Here is a 17,121-nt window from a genome sequence, read left to right as displayed (position 1 = left end):
TACGAAATCCGGTTTTCAGGACAAAACGAGGATCGCCGACGAAGCCCGCGCCCATTTGCGGTACCGGCGAGTGCTTTAGTATCCTACAAGGTTTAATTCGGCGACCGAAATCCCCGCGTATGGAAGACATTTACAAGCCGCAGACCATCGAACAAGAAGCCCAGGACGCCTGGGAAGCCCAGGGCGTTTTCCGCGCCGTCGAAGACCCGGCCAGGGAAAAGTATTACTGCCTGTCCATGTTCCCCTACCCCAGCGGGCGGCTGCACATGGGCCATGTCCGCAACTATACCATCGGCGACGTGATCGCCCGCTATCAGCGCATGCGGGGCAAGAACGTGCTTCAGCCGATGGGCTGGGACGCCTTCGGACTGCCGGCGGAAAACGCCGCGATGCAGAACAAGGTCGCTCCGGCGGCGTGGACTTACGCCAATGCCGATTACATGCGCAAGCAACTCAAGTCGCTGGGGCTCGCCATCGACTGGAGCCGCGAGATCGCCACCTGCAAGCCCGATTATTATCGCTGGGAACAATGGCTGTTCACCAAGCTGTTCGAAAAAGGCCTGATCTACAAGAAGGTCGCCCCGGTGAACTGGGACCCCGTGGACCAGACCGTGCTGGCCAACGAACAAGTGATCGACGGCCGCGGCTGGCGGTCGGGCGCGCCGGTGGAAAAGCGCGACATCCCCATGTACTTCATGCGCATCACCGCCTACGCCGAGGAACTGCTCGCCGGGCTGGACCAGTTGCCGGGCTGGCCCGAGCAGGTGAAGACCATGCAGCGCAACTGGATCGGCAAGAGCCACGGCTGCGAAGTGCATTTTCCCTACGAGGACGGCAGCGACGTCCTCAAGGTTTACACCACCCGCCCCGACACCCTGATGGGCGCGACTTATGTCGCCGTGGCGGCGGAACATCCGCTGGCCCTGGCAGCCGCGGAAGGCCATCCGGAATTGGAAGCCTTCATCGAGGAATGCAAACACGGCGGCACGGCGGAAGCCGATCTCGCCACCATGGAAAAGAAAGGCATGGCCACAGGCCGCTTCGTCATTCATCCATTAACCGGCGAAAAACTGCCGGTTTGGGTCGCCAATTACGTATTGTGGGGCTACGGCGAAGGCGCGGTGATGGCGGTGCCGGCGCATGACGAGCGGGATTTCGAGTTTGCGCATAAATATGGACTGCCGATCAAAACCGTCATCGCGTCCAAATCGGACGCTTATGAGACGGTCGATCCGGAGGGCGAGTGGATAGACGACTATGCCGAGTACGGCGTGTGCGTGAATTCGGGAAAATACGATGGCCTCGATTTCCAGCAAGCCTTCGACGCCATCGCCGCCGATCTCGAGGCCAAGGGCCTCGGCCAGAAGCGCACCCAGTTCCGCCTGCGCGACTGGGGCATCTCCCGCCAGCGTTACTGGGGCTGCCCGATTCCCGTCATTCATTGTCCGAACTGCGGCGACGTGCCGGTACCCGAAGATCAGCTCCCCGTGGTATTGCCGGAAGACGTCAAGATCGATGTGGGCTCTCCGCTCAAGAAAATGCCCGAGTGGTATCAAACAACCTGCCCGAAATGCGGAGGCCCGGCTGAGCGCGAGACGGATACCATGGACACCTTCGTCGAATCGTCCTGGTACTACGCCCGCTATGCCTGCCCGGACAGCCACGACGCCATGCTGGATCAACGCGCCAAATACTGGCTGCCGGTGGATCAGTACATCGGCGGAATCGAGCACGCCATCCTGCATCTTCTGTACGCGCGCTTCTTCCATAAGCTGATGCGCGACGTGGGCCTGGTGGACAGCGACGAACCCTTCACCAATCTGCTCACCCAGGGCATGGTGGTGGCGCCGACCTTCTACCGGGAGCAGGCCGACGGCAAGAAGCACTACTACAACCCGGCCGAAGTGGACGTGCAATTGGACGAGCGGGGAAGGCCGCTGGGCGCGAGCTTGAAGGCCGATGGACAGCCGGTCACGATCGGCGGCACCGAAAAAATGTCCAAGTCCAAGAACAACGGCGTCGATCCGCAAGCGCTGATCGATCGTTACGGCGCGGACACGGCGCGCTTGTTCATGATGTTCGCGTCCCCGCCCGAGCAGTCGCTGGAATGGTCGGACAGCGGCGTGGAAGGTGGATTCCGGTTCCTGAGGCGCCTCTGGAAACAGGTCGCCGTCCATGTCGACCAAGGCCCCGCCCCTAGGCTCGACAAGACGGCGCTCGACGAGGCGCAAAAGGCCATGCGGCGCCAGACGCACGAGACCCTTCGCAAGGTCAGCGACGATATCGGCCGGCGTTACACCTTCAACACGGCGATCGCCGCCAACATGGAACTGCTCAACGCCTTGGCGAAGTTCGACGATGCGAGCGATCGGGGACGCGCGGTGCGCCAGGAAACGCTGGAGCTCGTGGTGCTGATGCTGTCTCCCATCGTGCCCCATATTTGCCACCGCTTGTGGCACGAGCTCGGACATCCCGAAACGGTCGCGACCATGGCATGGCCAAGAGTGGACGAATCGGCGCTGGTGCAAAACACCGTGGAGCTGGTGGTTCAGGTGAACGGCAAGCTGCGCGGCAAAATCACCGTGCCGGTGGATGCCGCCAACGACGCCGTCGAGGCCGCCGCGCTCGGCGATCCCAACGTGCAGCGCTTCGTCGAGGACAAACCGGTCAAAAAGGTTATCGTGGTTCCGCGCAAGCTGGTCAACATCGTGGTGTAGTCAATGACAAGACGGTCTCTCGCAAAAGCGGCGGTTTCGGCAATTTTCGCCCTATTGCTCTCGGCTTGCGGATTCCATCTCCGCGGCAGCTTGCCGGCCACGATGGTCGCTAAAACCTTCTACATCGACGGTTTGGGGCGCGGAGACCTGTTCGTTCAGGAGTTTTCGCAGATTTTGTCTTATTCCGGGGGCAACCTCGCGGCGGCTCCCAACCAGGCCGGCGCGGTGATCCACATCGTCCAGGCGAGACAGGACCGCCGCCCGATCGGTCTGAGCAAGCAAGGCCGGGCCAACCTGTTCGATTTGAGCTATCGGGTCGTCTACGAGGTCTCGACGCCACAGGGCGAGATACTGCTGCCGCGCCAGGAGCTCGAGCTGAAACGGGATTATTTCAACGATCAGACCTCCCCGCTCAGTCAAACCCAGGAGGAATACCAAATCCAACAGGAGATGCAGCGCGAGGCCGCCCAACTCCTGTTTCGCCGAGTCGCTTACGCACTGAGCCGCCCGCCTGCGGACAAGTCGTGAAACTATCCGCCGAGCAGCTGGGAGAGCAACTGAAGAAGCGTCTGGCTCCGGTTTATTTCCTGAGCGGAGACGAGCCCCTGCAGCTTGCGGAAGCGGCCGACGCGATACGGCAGGCGGCGCGTGCCGCCGGGTACGGCAGCCGTGAATTGTTCTACGCCGATACCGGCTTCGACTGGGGCAGCTTGCAGGAGGCCGCCGATTCGTTTTCTCTCTTCGGCGAAAAGCGCATTTTGGACCTGCGCCTTCCCGCGAAGCCGGACAAAGCGGCGGCGGCAGCCCTGGCGCGTTATGCCGAGCGGCCCGCGGAAGACGCAGTCCTCATCGTCAGCAGCGCGAAAATCGGGGGCGCCGAACAAAAAAGCCGCTGGTACCAGGCCATCGACCGCATCGGCGTGGTGGTCCAGGTCTGGCCCCTGGAGGGCGAGCAATTGCTGCGCTGGCTCGACCGGCGCTTGAACGCGAAAGGTCTGTTGGCCGACCGCTCGGGCATCCGCATATTGGCCGCCCGCGTCGAAGGCAATTTGCTGGCGGCCGCCCAGGAAATCGAAAAATTGCACATCTTGTACGGCAAGGGCAAGATCGACGACGACCAGATCGTCAAGGCCGTCGCCGACAGCGCCCGTTACGATGTTTTCGATCTGGCCGAGGAAGTCTTGCGCGGTCACACTCAGAAAGCCTACCGCGTACTCACGGGACTCAAGGCGGAAGGCGTGGCGCCTGCGGTCGCGCTATGGGCGCTCACCCGCGACGTTCGCCTGATCGGCAACATCATGGCTCTGGTCGCCCAAGGCACCCCGACCGAATCGGCATTGGCGAAATGCCAAGTGTGGGACAAACGAAAATCGGCCGTGCTCCAGGCACTGCAGCGCCTGAACCGCGACAGCATTCACCGGACCCTCTTGCTCAGCGCCAAGGCTGACAGAGTGATCAAAGGCATGGAAACGGGCGACCCCTGGGAAGAACTGTTGTCCGTCTGCGTAAGCCTCACGGCACCTTCGGGAACACGCATTACGGCGAAGCCTCATTGACGTTTCATAGCTCACCGCTTTCGATTATTCACCTTTCCTTGAACGACCCATGTTAAACGACCTTCAAACTTACATGCTTAGGGTGGGCGAGCAGGCTCGCGAGGCCGCCCGCTCGATGAGCCGTGCGGAGACTGCCGCAAAGAACAGCGCTCTCCTGGCCATCGCCGACGCGCTGAAAAGCGATGCGCAGGTGTTGATGGCGGAGAATCACAAGGATCTCGAAGTCGGCCGGCAGAGGGGACTCGACGGCGCGATGCTCGACCGGCTGGACCTCACCGAAAAGCGCATAGACGCCATGGCTCAAGGTCTACGCGAAGTGGCCGCGCTTTCCGATCCGGTGGGCGAAATCACCGGCCTCACCTATAGACCCTCCGGCATTCAGGTCGGCCGGATGCGGGTGCCTTTGGGCGTCATCGGGATCATCTACGAGTCCCGCCCCAACGTGACCGCGGACGCCGCGGCGCTTTGCCTCAAATCCGGCAACGCCTGCATCCTGCGGGGCGGGTCCGAAGCCATACATTCCAACAAGGCCATCGCCGACTGCATACGGGACGGTCTTGAGCAAGCGGGACTGCCCCGCGACGCCGTGCAACTGATCGAAACCACCGACCGGGCGGCGGTCGGCGAGCTGATCCGCATGGAACGCCACGTGGACGTGATCGTGCCGCGCGGCGGCAAGAGCCTCATCGAGCGCATCACGGAAGAATCCCGCATCCCGGTCATCAAACACCTGGACGGCATCTGCCACGTCTACATCGACGACCGCTGCGATTTCGACAAGGCCATCAAGATTGCTCTGAATGCCAAGACCCAGCGCTTCGGTGTCTGCAATGCGATGGAAACCTTGCTGATCGCTGCCCCGATTGCGCCCGTTCTCCTTCCGGACCTGGCGCACCTCTTTCGGGAAAAGGGCGTGGAGCTCCGCGGCTGCCCTAGAACCGTGCAAATCTTGCCGGACTGTACGCCGGCAACCGCGGAAGACTGGGACACCGAATATCTCGCGCCCATCCTGTCCATCCGCGTGGTCGAGGGCCTCGACGAGGCGCTGGATCATATCAATCGGCACGGATCGCAACACACGGACGCCATCGTGACCGAGGACTACACCCGCGCGCGCCGTTTTCTCCGGGAAGTGGATTCCAGCTCGGTAATGGTCAACGCCTCCACCCGGTTCGCCGACGGTTACGAATACGGCTTGGGCGCCGAAATCGGCATCAGCACCGACAAGCTGCACGCCCGCGGCCCGGTAGGACTGGAAGGATTGACCACCCAGAAATTCATCGTTCTGGGCGATGGGCATATCCGCGCCTGACTTGCAACACGTAGGGCGGATTAGTATCGTAGGTCGGCAATCCTTTGCCGACGAATATGTCGGGAAAGGGTTCCCGACCTACTGCTACGGCCTCTCCCCCCAAGAGCGCTCATGATCGGCATATACGGCGGAACCTTCGATCCCATCCACTACGGCCACCTGCGGACGGCCCTGGAAGTCAAAGAAGCGGTCGAACTGGACGAGGTCCGCTTCGTCCCCTGCCGTTTGCCGCCCCACCGCGCTGCGCCGGAGGCCGAACCCGATCATCGCCTTAAGATGCTGGAGCTGGCCCTGCACGACGCCGAGCCCGGCTTCCGTATCGATACACGGGAACTAGACCGGCCCGGGCCGTCCTACATGGTGGATACGCTTGCGTCCATTCGAGCGGAGATCGGCGCTCGGCCGTTGTGCCTGATCGTCGGGCTGGATGCCTTCCTCGGCTTTCCCCGCTGGCACCGCTGGCGGGAGCTGTTCGATCTCGCCCATATCGTCGTCATGCAACGGCCGGGCGCGGCGCCCGATTTTGCGGGCGATTTGGCATCGCGCATCGCAGAACGCCGTACCGAACAGCCAGGTGCCATACGCCCTCAGCCGGCGGGAGCAATCCATTTCGTCGAGGTCACCCAGCTCGATATTTCGGCGACCCGCATCAGGGAAGCCGTAAAAACCGGCAAGAGCGCCCGTTATTTGATTCCCGAGCCGGTCCGGCGATTCATCCAAAGCGAAGCACTTTACCGGTAGCCCAGAAACGGCAGTCCCGCGCGTCCGCAGGCGCGAGCAAGGATGATTTCAAGCATATCGAACGAAAGCGACCGCAGGTCCAATCCCTTTGCCTCGGTCGGCGTGTGGATCTTGCGATGCATTCCCGCATCGCGGCCAAGAGCGGAATGGGCCCGGCCCGCGCTACTTTTGGCCGAATTCCTCCGGTACCCAAGATACACGCGGCGCTTATCGGCCGATGATGTTTGTTATGCGTGTAAAAGCACGCTGCGGCGCTTCTTGGCGGCCGCCACGCCGCTCAAACCGGCGAGTCCGGAGGCCAAGAGCCACACGGCCGCGGGCAAAGGCACCGGGGCCGGTTCGCCGCCGGACAGAACCGCGCCGATGGTCACGCGGATCGCGTTCAGATCGATCCAGGCTTCACCCTGACTGCCCACCGGAACGGCCCCCAGCATCGTCGTCAAGAGGACGTCCAGTTCTTCGCTCCGGGCGATCGACTGCTCGAACAGCGTGGTCCAGCTGCCCGCCTTTTCGCCGCCGCTGCCGCCGAGGCGGAAGGATTTTTCACCCGAGTCGCGGAACAGTTCGTCGTTGGTAAAGTCGTCGAGCCGGAGCCGACTGCTGGCCGAAGCGCTGCTGTTCTTTCCGGCGAGTGCGTAGTCGCCGCCCTCGGCCAAGTGAAACTGATTGATCAGAAATCCGTCCTTGGCGATGACCTGAAATTCCATGGTTTCCCTTAGGCGCTGGGAAGCCGAGGCGGCAGAACGATCGGAAAAGGCGAAGCTCAGGGTATCGCCGTCGATGGACGGTGTCCCGAAGTAATCCAGGTCCTCGTCCGCAAACTGGAAATAAACCGATTGGCCTTCCAGCAGGGCGGCCTGCGCGGCAGTCCCGCCGAAAAAGAAAAGAATCCCTGTGATCACACCGATAAATGTCTTCATGAGCAATCTACTCCCTAATCAGTCGGTTAAAAAGGCGAATCAGACGGCTTGCCGAAGCAAGCCGCCGATTGTTACAAGCACGTTTCATTCCACATACCGGATCAGCCAGAAATCGCATGCGCAAACGGATTATGGCGCGCCTTTTGCGGGAAATGCCTGGACCATAGGGCAAATGCCTCACCTGTTCGGCGTATTGTCACAAGAATTTAACATTCGTCGACTAGGGTTAAATATTTTTCGAATAATGCCAAGAATGAACGCTTTCACCGTAGCCGTTTCGTCAGCGCTCTCGCTGCTGACTTTCGCCGGTTCGGCCGACGCCGCCCCAACCGTCAAATCGGTCGAATTCATCGGGATGCCTGCTCCCGTCACCGCCGACGAGAAAACGGACATTTACAGCAAAGCCCGGATGAAAGTGATTTACCGGAACGGCAAGAGCCGGACTTACGATCTGAGTTATCACGAACTGATGGGCACCGCCGATTCGATCGCCGGGCATACCGTGGGCGGCTTGTACGACTACCATGATCACCCGCTGGCCGACACCTACGGACAAATCGCCTCGGATTCGCCGGACGGCAACTCCCTGATGGCGATACCGGGCATGAAGGCCCACGATCCTCTTCGAAACGAAGCCCTGGCCCTGGTCACCCAGTACGAATACAAGGAACTGCCGCCCGCCGGGCAATCGGGACGCTTCTGGAGCAAGCTGCCGGCGACCGCGAGCTTTGCCAAGCTCGATCAAAACAAATCCACCGGCGCCCTGACGGTTGCGGATTACCACAACATCAGCTTCGGCAGCATGAACGGCCTTTGGATAGCCTGCGCCGCCTCGCTTTCGCCCTGGAACACGCATCTCGGCAGCGAAGAATACGAACCGGACGCCAAGGTTCGCGGCGGCGGCGCCAAGACCGAGGACAGCGACGACACCACAGACATCGACTCGTTCAGCCGGTATTACTTCGGCGATGCCGCACACGCCAATGCCTATCACTATGGTTTGGTGCCGGAGGTAAAGATCGACGCCAACGGAACCGCATCGGCCGTCAAGCACTACGTCCTGGGCCGGTTTTCGCGGGAATTGGCCGAAATAATGCCCGACCGGCGCACGGCTTACATGGGCGACGACGGCGTCAATACCGGGCTGTTCATGTTCATCGCCGACCACCCCGAGGATCTGTCGTCAGGCACGCTTTACGCCGCCAAATGGAAACAAACCACGGCGTCGAAAGGAGGAGCGGCGAAGCTGACCTGGATCAAGCTGGGCTCGGCCGCGGATGCCGAAATCAGGGCCCTGGTCGATAACGGCATCAAGTTCGCCGACATATTCGACGCCAGCAATACCGACCCCCATGAGCATGGCTACAAGAAAGTCACCACCTACACCGGCACCGAATGGCTGCGGCTCAAGCCCCATATGGAAAAAGCCGCGGCTTTTCTGGAAACCCGCCGTTACGCGGCCTATCTCGGAGCCACGACCGAATTCTCCAAAATGGAAGGCGTCGCCCACGATCCGAGCGGACGCAAGGCGTATGTCGCCATCTCGCGTATCGAAAAAGGCATGGCCGACGGCACCGGCGATATTCGCCTGCCTCAAAACGACGGCGGGGCGGTTTACGAGCTCAAGCTGACCGACGGCCATGAAGCCGGAATCGATAGCCGCTTCGTGGCGTCCGCCATGAGATCCGTGCCGGAACTCCTGGGCGGGTGGCTGGGCAAGAATGACAACGGCGAAGACAGAAAGGATGCCGAAGGCAACCGCTGCGAGCAGGACAAGGTTTGCGGACCGGACAATCTCAAGTTTTCGCCCGCGAGCCGCACGCTTTTTATCGGCGAAGACACCAGCCGCCGCAACAATAACTACGTCTGGGCCTACAACGTCGACAATCGCCGCTTGGCGCGCATCCTTTCCACGCCGATGGGCGCGGAAGCGGCCGGTTTACAGATCGTGGAAAATGCCCACGGCTTTTCCTACATCATGAGCAATTTCCAGCACGCCGGCGAGGAAGTAAATAAAAACTACACAGGGCACGACAAGGATCTCGTGATCGCGAAGCTGAACGAGAAGTGGCACGCCCTGCATCGCGCGGTGATCGGTTACATCGGCACTCGCAAAGGCGCATTGCCCGCGTTGAAATAAGAGACGCAATCGGAGCGTTTTTCCGGTCGGTGCGGCAGTAGGTCGGCAATGCTTTGCCGACACACTGGGTCGACGAGGGCTTTGTCGGCAAAGGATTGCCGACCCACGCATTTCCCAATCCGCACCGCTAAACCGCGGGGAAAAACTCTAGGGCGGGCGCTTACGAGCATCGGAGCCTCAAACAGCGGAAGTTCGATGACCTCGCTGACCGGGATCCGCTCCGGTCATGAACGATTCGCACCCTTTGATCCAGGTCTTTTCACGCAATCGCTCCAAACGGCTCACCAGTTCGTGAACCAGACACGGATACGGGTGAACGTAATGCCGGGGCACCAGCCAGGTTTCCGGAAGTTCGCGCTCCGCAAGCCGGAAAAATTCGTCGCAGAACGCCAAACTGGCATCGGTAAGCCCGGTGAAATCCAATTCGATCCTGCGTTGAGGACAGCGGCGCAGCGCCGCGATGATGCGTTCGGCCTGGTATTCGGTTTCCAGCGCCTTGGTAAGAGGCTCGGCGAACCGGACCAACGGAATCGATAGCGGAGCGAGGGGTATGGCGGTCATTTCGTTCCCGGATCAGCTGCTCTTGACGATCTTGAAGACGATCCGGCGCCCCATGGGCCGCCGCCTTCGCCGTGCGGCCAAGGGATGGTCGGCGTAGGGTTCGTGGTTTTCGAGACCGGCAAGATGGCATTCGCCGCCGCGGTCGCGATAGTCGCGGCGGAACTGGTCGAGGAACTCCATCACCGTGTGGTCGATGAGGTAAGCATCCGCCAGATCGAAGATCACTGTCTGACCGACGGGCAATTCCGCCGCCACGCGCTTGAGCGCCAGAAAATTGGAGAAGATCGCGGAGCCGCCGATCCTGATGTGATAAGTGTCGCGCGATGTTTGCTTCAACGCATAATCGAGCCTGGCCAGGTGCTTGAGTTCCACGCCGCGAAAGATGTGGATCATCAGCTTGGCGGCAATGCCGATTGCAACCCCCACCAATAGATCGGTCGTCAGAATGCCCACAATCGTGACGCAGAAGAGCGCCAACTGTTCCTTGCCGATGTCCATGGTCTTGGCGAACTGGCGGGGCGAAGCCAGGCGAAAGCCGGTGTACACCAGAAGCGCCGCCAAAGACGCCAGCGGAATCTCATGGATGACATGGGGAAAAAACACCACGAAGAGGCCCAGCAGGAGGCCGTGAAAAAAGTTGGCCCAGCCGGTCTTCGCCCCGTTGTTGATATTCGCCGACGAACGGACGATCTCGGCGATCATCGGGAGCCCGCCGATCAGTCCGGACAGCAGGTTCCCCACGCCTACCGCGGTCAAATCCCGGTTCAGGTCCGAACGGCGCTTGTAAGGATCGAGCTTGTCAACGGCCGTGGCGCTCAGGAGCGATTCGAGGCTTCCGATCAGGCCGATCGACATCACGGCTCCCCAGAACTCGACCGTCGCGATCTTCGAAAAGTCCGGAAAGTAAAAGCTCGCCAGAACGTCTTCCGGAATCGAGACCAGGAACCTCGGCCCTATCGTGTACTCGTGGTGCGGCAGGAACAGGAAGACATGTTCGTGCTCCAGGTCGAAATACCGGCCCAGGGCCATGCCGACGACGATGACGATCAGGGGGGCCGGGATCATCCTGAGATACGGATTTCTGACCCACGACCAGATCATCAAAATAACCAGCCCCAGCAATCCGATCAGGGCGATTTCAGGGTTGGCGGCCATCACGCTGCACGGAATCCCGGCGATCGCGGAGAGTATTTCGCCGTCTTCCGGTTTCACTCCGAGCATCACGTGGATTTGCTTGGCCATAATGATGATCCCGATGGCGGCCAGCATGCCGTGCACTACCGCGGCCGGGAAATAGGCGTTGAGCTTCCCGGCTTTCAAGAGGCCCATGAGAATTTGCAGAACGCTGGCCATCACAATGGCGGCGAGAGTGTAGCGGTAACCCGCCATGGCATCGCCTTGGCCCAAGGATTGGACCGCCGAGAGGATCACTACGATGAGTCCGGCGGCGGGACCGTTGACGGTGACGTGAGAGCCGTTGATCCTGGACACCACAACCCCGCCGATCACGGCACTGATGATCCCCGCCATGGGCGGAAATCCGGAGGCCATGGCGATGCCGAGGCACAGAGGCAAAGCGATGAGAAACACCAAAAAGCCGGATACGAGATCCGATCGCCAATGGTCTCTAAGCCCCGGCAGACCGGTTCGGGGCACCCGGCGCAAAGCTTGGATCGAAACCATAGTCGCACTCACAAAACTGCATTAACCGAGTCCGGTGAAGCGACTTCCATGCCAGATGCAGAAAAATTCTATCTTATTGATTTTTCATATAAATGACTTATTTGGCGAGGTATTTGAGTGTGGACTGGTTCAAGACCACCCGCTTAGGCGGTGTATTTGAACCGCATCCGGGTCACCGAATGAACTTCTCCCAGTCGTTCGGGGCGAGAGTTTTCATCATGCTTGTGCGGACACGGCAACGGGCGGGATGAAAACCATTCCGCCCGCCCTCTTTTGCACAGGGGAATCGAGAGGGATTCAAGACGCTTGCCGAAAGCCGGCACTACGTCGGCTCCCTCACCGTACAATCGAACTTAGAGTGCTCCGGCAAACCGGCCAGCAGAAACCGGAAACGGAACGAAAACCAGTCAAAAATGCGATGTCCTGTACCGGCACTGGGACGCGTTAGCCTCGTGCCGGTGCTGAAAGCCGATAGCCGGATCAGCTCGATTCTTTCAACCCGTACTTCCGGATGCGATAGCGCAGCGTTTCGCGGGTCGTGCCGAGGGCGCGGGCGGCGGCGGTGACGTTGCCGTCGTGGCGCTCCAGGGTGGTTCGGATGATGTAGCAATCCATATCGTCCAACGCCATGCTTCCGTCGAGCGGAATGAACAATCCGTCCGCGCTCGCGGCATCGATGCCCGGCATTCCTTTTTCGCCGTGCCGGCGCAGCTGCAACCATTCGACCGGCAACAGCGGCCCCTCGGCAAATAGCACGCAGCGCTCGATGACGTTCCGCAATTCCCGTACATTGCCGGGCCAGTCGTGCGCCCGCAATTCCGCCCAGGCCGCTTCCGGAACCACCTTGACGTGCTTGCCGGCCTTGGCGTTGAACTCGGCCACGAAAAGCTCCACCAAATCCTCCAAATCCTCCTTGATGTCCCTGAGGGGCGGCAGGGTGAGCTTGAACACGCTCAAGCGATGGTAAAGATCGCCGCGGAATTCGCCGCGCTTGACCATGTCCTCCAGATCCCTATGGCTTGCCGCGAGGATTTGCACATCGACCGAGATTTCCTTCTCCGAGCCCAGCCGGCGGATTTTCCGGTCCTCGATCGCCTTGAGGAGCTTGGACTGAAGATCCGGAGCCATCTCGCCAATCTCGTCGAGAAACAAGGTGCCGCCTTCGGCCTGTTCGATCAATCCCCGGTGCCGTGACAGGGCGCCCGTGAACGCACCGGCCTCGTGCCCGAACAATTCGGATTCCAGGAGCTCGCGCGGCAGCGCCGCGCAATTGAGTTCGATCAACGGGTTTTCCGCCCGTTTCCCGCCATAATGCAGGATGCGGGCCGCAAGGCCCTTGCCGGTGCCGGTTTCGCCGCCGATGATCAAGGCGCTGAAAGGCACTTGGGTCAAGCGCGTCAACATCTCGCGCACCCGCTGCGCCGCCCGGCTCTTGCCGACATAGGCTTCCGGCGAATAACGGCGATAGCGCTGGCGGACTTGCTGCGCCAGGCGCTTTTGGGCCTGGGCGCTGCGGGCGGCGGCGGCGATCACCAAGTCGAGCCGCGACATCTCGCACGGTTTTTCGAGGAAGTCGTACGCACCCAGGCGCAAAGCCCGCACCGAATCCGGCACGCTCCCGTACCCGGTGAGCAGCAGCCATTCGGTATTGGCGATCTGCCCTTGAAGCGATTCCATGAAATCCAGAGCGTTGCCGTCCGGCAGATTCATGTCGGACAGGATCAAGATCGGCTCGAATCCCTGTTCCAGCAGCAACTCCTTCGCATCCTTGAGGTCTTTGGCCCATTCCACTTCCCAACCCGCCTTGCGATAGTGGCGCGTCAGTTCGGAACCGAACAAGGCCTCGTCTTCGATGATCAGCAAGGTATTCAGCACGGCAAACTCAGACCCATTGACAAGGAAGCGTTAAACTCACCCGAGCTCCACGGGGCTCGACATTCGAAATATCCAGCTGCCCGCCCAGATCGCGCGTGAACCGCTGAACCATGGCCAGCCCGAGGCCGGTACCGCCGGGCCGCCCGGTTGCGAAAGGACGAATGCCGGTTTGCAGGATCTCCTCGGGAAACCCAGGCCCATCGTCGGTCACCGTGAGGAGAACGTGGTCATCCCCTCGACAGGCACAAATTTCTATCGTTCCGTTTTGATCTCCGATAGCCTGCGCCGAGTTCAGAATCAGATTGAGCAAGGTCTGGCGCAGACGGCATCCCGGCAGCCGGCAGACCAAATCGTTCGATGCGCTCCAATCGAGCCTGATGTTGGGCTGGATCTGATAACGGGTCAGTGTCACCAATTCGCGGATCAACACGCCGACGTCGCATTCGGCAACGGGCGCCGGGGTATGTCGGCCATTATCGAGCAGTTCGTTGAGGAGCCGTCCCATCCGCTTCAGCTCGGCGATGATCAAATCGACTCTCTCCGCCTGTTCGGTATCGTCGATCTCGTTGCGGAGATTGACGCAGGTCATCTGGATGCCGGCGAGAGGGTTGCGCAATTCGTGGGCGATACCGGCCGCCAGCTCGCCGACCGCCGCCAATCGTTCGGTACGGGACAGACTGGCCTGTTGCTCCAGCAAGGCCCGCGTGGCCGCGCGCACCTCCGCTTCGAGGGATTCCGCGTGGTGGCGCTTGACTTCCTCCAGTTCGGCCAGACGCTTGACCATATCGTTATAGCTATTGAACACCGGCAGCAAGAGCGGGTCGATCCGCGCGGTTTCGATCGGCGTGAAATCTTCGTGGGCGAGGCGCAGCAGCAGTTCCTTGAGGTTGTTCAGCGGCGCCAGGATTTGGCGGCGGAAGAACACTCCCCCGAACAGCAGAATGGCCGCCAGTACTCCGAATACCAGCGAGATTTCGGTACGGGTCGCCTGGCCGATCTCCTCCACCAATCTTTCCCGCTCCAGTGTCTCTTGGTCCAGCATGGCGCTGGTTATTTTGAGTGCGCGCAGCAAGAGCGCTTCCTGGCTCTCCGGAGGCAAGCGCTCCCGGCTGATTTCGACGATCAGTCCGCTGACTTCGGTCAGTTTGTTCGGCGTATCGGCCGCGACGTGATAATCATGCCGCGCCAGTTCCGCAAGCCGGGTGGAAAGCTCGGAAAGCTGTTGCGCATGCAAGCGGCGGTTTGACCCGGTCGTAAAGTACCCCGTCAGCGCGTCCTGCAACTTGAATGCGACCTCCTGAATATGATGGGTGTAGCCGACGTAGGCGCGCACGGTTTCAAACCGCTCCAGGTTGCGCCAAATCATGCCGCCGAGGAGGACGAGCACCAACAGCAAAAGGCCGAGCAGCGCCCAGCCCCTTACTTGGGCATAGCGATAGGAAAATGGTTTCACGGTCTGATTCTCAAAGGCGCGAAGATACCCATGCTCTGATTCTGTCCCCCGGCCCATGATTCGGCGGCAGCCGGTCGTTCAGGCTGCGTATTCTAGCCCAGAGAGCGAGGCTCGCTTCAAAAAGCGATCTGTCCGCCAACGGCATTCAAGTGTCGACGCGTCTGATAACGCAAGAGGACAAACAGAAAGCACATCGACAAGGAGTAGCCGTAAGCCGCGCCCACCGCGCCGAATCGCTCGGACAGATAAAAACCGAGTACCAGATTGATGACTACCGCATAACTGGTGGAAACGAATACGCTGCGGCTCTGCTTCATAAACTGTAGGTAATAGGGCGAATCCGAGAAAATGGCGTTGACCGAGGCGCCCACCGCAAGCACGCACAGCGCTTCGTAGCCATGGCTGAAATTGGGGCCGAACCAATCGAGAATGGTTTGTCCGAGCACCACGACGACGGTCAGAAAAGCGATCGCCAGCCCGCCCACCACCATTAGCCTGTGCCGCATCAAACGCCGCAAGGACAAGCCGTCCGCGCGCTCCATGAACATCGACGTCAGCGGCAGATAAAACCGGTTCGCCGTATTGGCCAGAAGCACGATGAAGGTGCCGGTCTGCGCGGCGACGGCATAGGTGCCCACGATCGCCTCGGACGGATAGAGCAGTTCCAAGACGATCACTCCCGATCCGGCCATCACGCTCAACATCCAACTGTTCAGCAACAGCGGCACCGCCCGCCGCACCCATTTGGCCCTCAAAAAGTCGGGCCGAGCCCGCCACGTATCTTCCGGCATCGTGAGCCGGGCCAACTGGTGTATCGCACTCAGGGTCCATAGCCAGGCCAAGCCATAACCGCAGGCGACGCCGACCGCCGTCATCGGCAAATCGAATAGAAAAATCAGGTAGACGAAAAAAAGAAAGCTGGTCGGCAAAAGCAAGCGGTAGATCATGACCGCCTCGATTTGCCTGCCGTTCGCCGTAACCACCTCGACCAGAAACAAGGCGGGGGCGATGGCGGGCAAGAACAGGACGAGAATGACCAGGGCGATGGGAGAATTCGCTCCCGAGGCGATGCCGAGCATCAACCCAATGAAGGCGAGGAGTAGGCTGAAAAGTACGATCGTACGCAGGGAAAAGGTCCAAAACCCCAAGCTGCGCGTCCAATCTCCTCTCTCCCGATAAACCGGAATGCAGCGCAATGCGTACTTGTCGAGTCCGAGCGTGGCCACGGTGGACAAAATGGTGATGGCGGACAGCGCTACGCTGAAATCGTCGAAATCCCGAACCGAAAGGTTGCGCGCCAGCGTGATATTGATCACGTAAAACAGCAGATAATTCACCAACGCAAGAACGCACAAGATCAGAGAGCCGGAATAATCAGCGCGCGATAAGGACTGAGTCAGCATGAATGCGAGTGTGGGTTATCGTGGAGTTCCGGCCAATCCGTTCGAGCCGATTTTGTTCTTGGTCATCGATGTGGATGTTTTGCTTGTTTTATGACCGACTGATGAAATTCGGCAATCGACTGCCCTAAAAGAGCCGCCTTGGCGCATGGTCTCCAGGTTTCTATTATGCCAGTGTCGGCTCGATAATTATTCGACATTCGACAAAATCATCGGGGCCTTCCCAAGTTTTCCCTAAAAGAACTTTTTCAAACATTCGTCAAAATCGAATCGCGCCGTTTCGGCGCCGTCTAAGTCAGGAAGACGTGATGAAACGACGCCGACATCCCCGAAAAACGGAGCATGATCATGAAACAGACAGGAAAAGCCCTGGCGATTATCCTGGGCTTGTGCGTCTTGAATCCACTCCTTCCGGCGGAAGAAAAACCGGCTCGACCGCAGGCGCGTTCGCCTGAAATCCAGGGAGGAGAACAACAGATAAAACGTCTGAAAGAGCGGCAAGAGTATCTATTGAAAATGCACGACCTGATGCACCAGATTCGAGATGCCAAGACTGACGAGGAGCGGGAGCGTCTCAAATTGGAGCACCTCAAACTCCTCCAGATTCGGACGTCCCCGCACGATCCGGATATGATGCAGGAACATATCCAAAAACTTATGGAACAAGGTACCGAGATGAAGGAGCGATCAAACAAATAATCAAAACCTCGCGGCCGATCTATTCGCCGGAAACGTTCGGCTCTTTGTTCCGTCTGCTTGCCTC

The 17,121-nt window shown here is 60.0% G+C and carries 14 protein-coding genes; 7 read left to right on the top strand and 7 right to left on the bottom strand.

The window, feature by feature from the left end; genetic code table 11:
• The first annotated feature begins 119 nt into the window (after positions 1 to 119).
• From leuS to nadD, 5 genes are all read left to right on the top strand, one after another.
• On the top strand, positions 120 to 2,717 hold the full coding sequence (gene leuS / locus ACR2TX_RS11370) for a leucine--tRNA ligase (protein WP_434132187.1): 2,598 nt from the start codon (positions 120 to 122) through the stop codon (positions 2,715 to 2,717).
• A gap of 3 nt (positions 2,718 to 2,720) precedes the next feature.
• Positions 2,721 to 3,245, top strand: a complete 525-nt coding sequence (lptE, locus tag ACR2TX_RS11365) for an LPS assembly lipoprotein LptE (RefSeq protein ID WP_077727883.1) — start codon at positions 2,721 to 2,723, stop codon at positions 3,243 to 3,245.
• The gene (gene holA / locus ACR2TX_RS11360) at positions 3,242 to 4,273 is read left to right on the top strand and encodes a DNA polymerase III subunit delta (RefSeq protein WP_077727882.1); all 1,032 of its coding nucleotides are present in this window, start codon (positions 3,242 to 3,244) and stop codon (positions 4,271 to 4,273) included. The genes lptE and holA overlap by 4 nt, the downstream gene beginning before the upstream one ends.
• A gap of 49 nt (positions 4,274 to 4,322) precedes the next feature.
• The gene (locus tag ACR2TX_RS11355) at positions 4,323 to 5,585 is read left to right on the top strand and encodes a glutamate-5-semialdehyde dehydrogenase (protein WP_077727881.1); all 1,263 of its coding nucleotides are present in this window, start codon (positions 4,323 to 4,325) and stop codon (positions 5,583 to 5,585) included.
• 111 nt (positions 5,586 to 5,696) lie between these two features.
• On the top strand, positions 5,697 to 6,326 hold the full coding sequence (gene nadD / locus ACR2TX_RS11350; RefSeq protein WP_077727880.1) for a nicotinate-nucleotide adenylyltransferase: 630 nt from the start codon (positions 5,697 to 5,699) through the stop codon (positions 6,324 to 6,326).
• On the opposite strand, the gene ACR2TX_RS11345 is transcribed toward nadD, so the two are convergent.
• Together ACR2TX_RS11345 and ACR2TX_RS11340 are read right to left on the bottom strand one after the other, a co-directional pair.
• Entirely contained in the window at positions 6,317 to 6,448 is a 132-nt protein-coding gene (locus tag ACR2TX_RS11345) for a hypothetical protein (RefSeq protein WP_276205317.1), read from the bottom strand. The two genes, nadD and ACR2TX_RS11345, sit on opposite strands and share 10 nt — an antisense overlap.
• Positions 6,449 to 6,553: 105 nt before the next feature.
• Positions 6,554 to 7,246, bottom strand: coding sequence for a VPLPA-CTERM sorting domain-containing protein (locus ACR2TX_RS11340; protein WP_434132185.1), 693 nt, complete (start codon positions 7,244 to 7,246; stop codon positions 6,554 to 6,556).
• 253 nt (positions 7,247 to 7,499) lie between these two features.
• Here ACR2TX_RS11340 and ACR2TX_RS11335 point away from each other — a divergent pair, with 253 nt between their 5' ends.
• The gene (locus ACR2TX_RS11335) at positions 7,500 to 9,386 is read left to right on the top strand and encodes a PhoX family protein (RefSeq protein WP_168175304.1); all 1,887 of its coding nucleotides are present in this window, start codon (positions 7,500 to 7,502) and stop codon (positions 9,384 to 9,386) included.
• 177 nt (positions 9,387 to 9,563) lie between these two features.
• Here ACR2TX_RS11335 and ACR2TX_RS11330 read toward each other — a convergent pair whose 3' ends face one another.
• The 5 genes from ACR2TX_RS11330 to ACR2TX_RS11310 all read right to left on the bottom strand — a co-directional run bounded on the left by ACR2TX_RS11330 (position 9,564) and on the right by ACR2TX_RS11310 (position 16,361).
• Positions 9,564 to 9,947, bottom strand: a complete 384-nt coding sequence (locus tag ACR2TX_RS11330; RefSeq protein ID WP_077727876.1) for a hypothetical protein — start codon at positions 9,945 to 9,947, stop codon at positions 9,564 to 9,566.
• Positions 9,948 to 9,959: 12 nt separating this feature from the next.
• Entirely contained in the window at positions 9,960 to 11,630 is a 1,671-nt protein-coding gene (locus ACR2TX_RS11325) for a SulP family inorganic anion transporter (RefSeq protein WP_077727875.1), read from the bottom strand.
• 480 nt (positions 11,631 to 12,110) lie between these two features.
• Entirely contained in the window at positions 12,111 to 13,505 is a 1,395-nt protein-coding gene (locus ACR2TX_RS11320) for a sigma-54-dependent transcriptional regulator (protein ID WP_077727874.1), read from the bottom strand.
• A 7-nt stretch (positions 13,506 to 13,512) separates the two neighbouring features.
• Positions 13,513 to 14,958, bottom strand: coding sequence for a sensor histidine kinase (locus ACR2TX_RS11315; protein WP_434132182.1), 1,446 nt, complete (start codon positions 14,956 to 14,958; stop codon positions 13,513 to 13,515).
• Positions 14,959 to 15,074: 116 nt separating this feature from the next.
• Positions 15,075 to 16,361, bottom strand: coding sequence for an oligosaccharide flippase family protein (locus ACR2TX_RS11310; RefSeq protein ID WP_434132179.1), 1,287 nt, complete (start codon positions 16,359 to 16,361; stop codon positions 15,075 to 15,077).
• Positions 16,362 to 16,706: 345 nt separating this feature from the next.
• On the opposite strand from ACR2TX_RS11310, the gene ACR2TX_RS11305 reads away from it, so the two are divergent.
• Entirely contained in the window at positions 16,707 to 17,057 is a 351-nt protein-coding gene (locus ACR2TX_RS11305) for a hypothetical protein (protein WP_143735027.1), read from the top strand.
• The last annotated feature ends 64 nt before the right edge of the window (positions 17,058 to 17,121 follow it).

Source organism: Methylocaldum sp. GT1BB, assembly GCF_051027545.1.
Classification (GTDB): Bacteria; Pseudomonadota; Gammaproteobacteria; order Methylococcales; family Methylococcaceae; genus Methylocaldum.
Note: the sequence above shows the minus strand (reverse complement) of the source record. Positions and strands in the feature narration are given on the sequence as shown.

What these genes read in the sequence shown, in the direction of transcription:
- ACR2TX_RS11335 (WP_168175304.1), top strand. Translation starts at nt 7,500, where the DNA reads ATGAACGCTTTCACCGTAGCCGTTTCGTCAGCGCTCTCGCTGCTGACT.
- nadD (WP_077727880.1), top strand. Translation starts at nt 5,697, where the DNA reads ATGATCGGCATATACGGCGGAACCTTCGATCCCATCCACTACGGCCAC.
- ACR2TX_RS11340 (WP_434132185.1), bottom strand. Translation starts at nt 7,246, where the DNA reads ATGAAGACATTTATCGGTGTGATCACAGGGATTCTTTTCTTTTTCGGC.
- ACR2TX_RS11325 (WP_077727875.1), bottom strand. Translation starts at nt 11,630, where the DNA reads ATGGTTTCGATCCAAGCTTTGCGCCGGGTGCCCCGAACCGGTCTGCCG.
- lptE (WP_077727883.1), top strand. Translation starts at nt 2,721, where the DNA reads ATGACAAGACGGTCTCTCGCAAAAGCGGCGGTTTCGGCAATTTTCGCC.
- ACR2TX_RS11310 (WP_434132179.1), bottom strand. Translation starts at nt 16,361, where the DNA reads ATGCTGACTCAGTCCTTATCGCGCGCTGATTATTCCGGCTCTCTGATC.
- ACR2TX_RS11305 (WP_143735027.1), top strand. Translation starts at nt 16,707, where the DNA reads ATGAAACAGACAGGAAAAGCCCTGGCGATTATCCTGGGCTTGTGCGTC.
- leuS (WP_434132187.1), top strand. Translation starts at nt 120, where the DNA reads ATGGAAGACATTTACAAGCCGCAGACCATCGAACAAGAAGCCCAGGAC.
- ACR2TX_RS11355 (WP_077727881.1), top strand. Translation starts at nt 4,323, where the DNA reads ATGTTAAACGACCTTCAAACTTACATGCTTAGGGTGGGCGAGCAGGCT.
- ACR2TX_RS11330 (WP_077727876.1), bottom strand. Translation starts at nt 9,947, where the DNA reads ATGACCGCCATACCCCTCGCTCCGCTATCGATTCCGTTGGTCCGGTTC.
- ACR2TX_RS11345 (WP_276205317.1), bottom strand. Translation starts at nt 6,448, where the DNA reads ATGCATCGCAAGATCCACACGCCGACCGAGGCAAAGGGATTGGACCTG.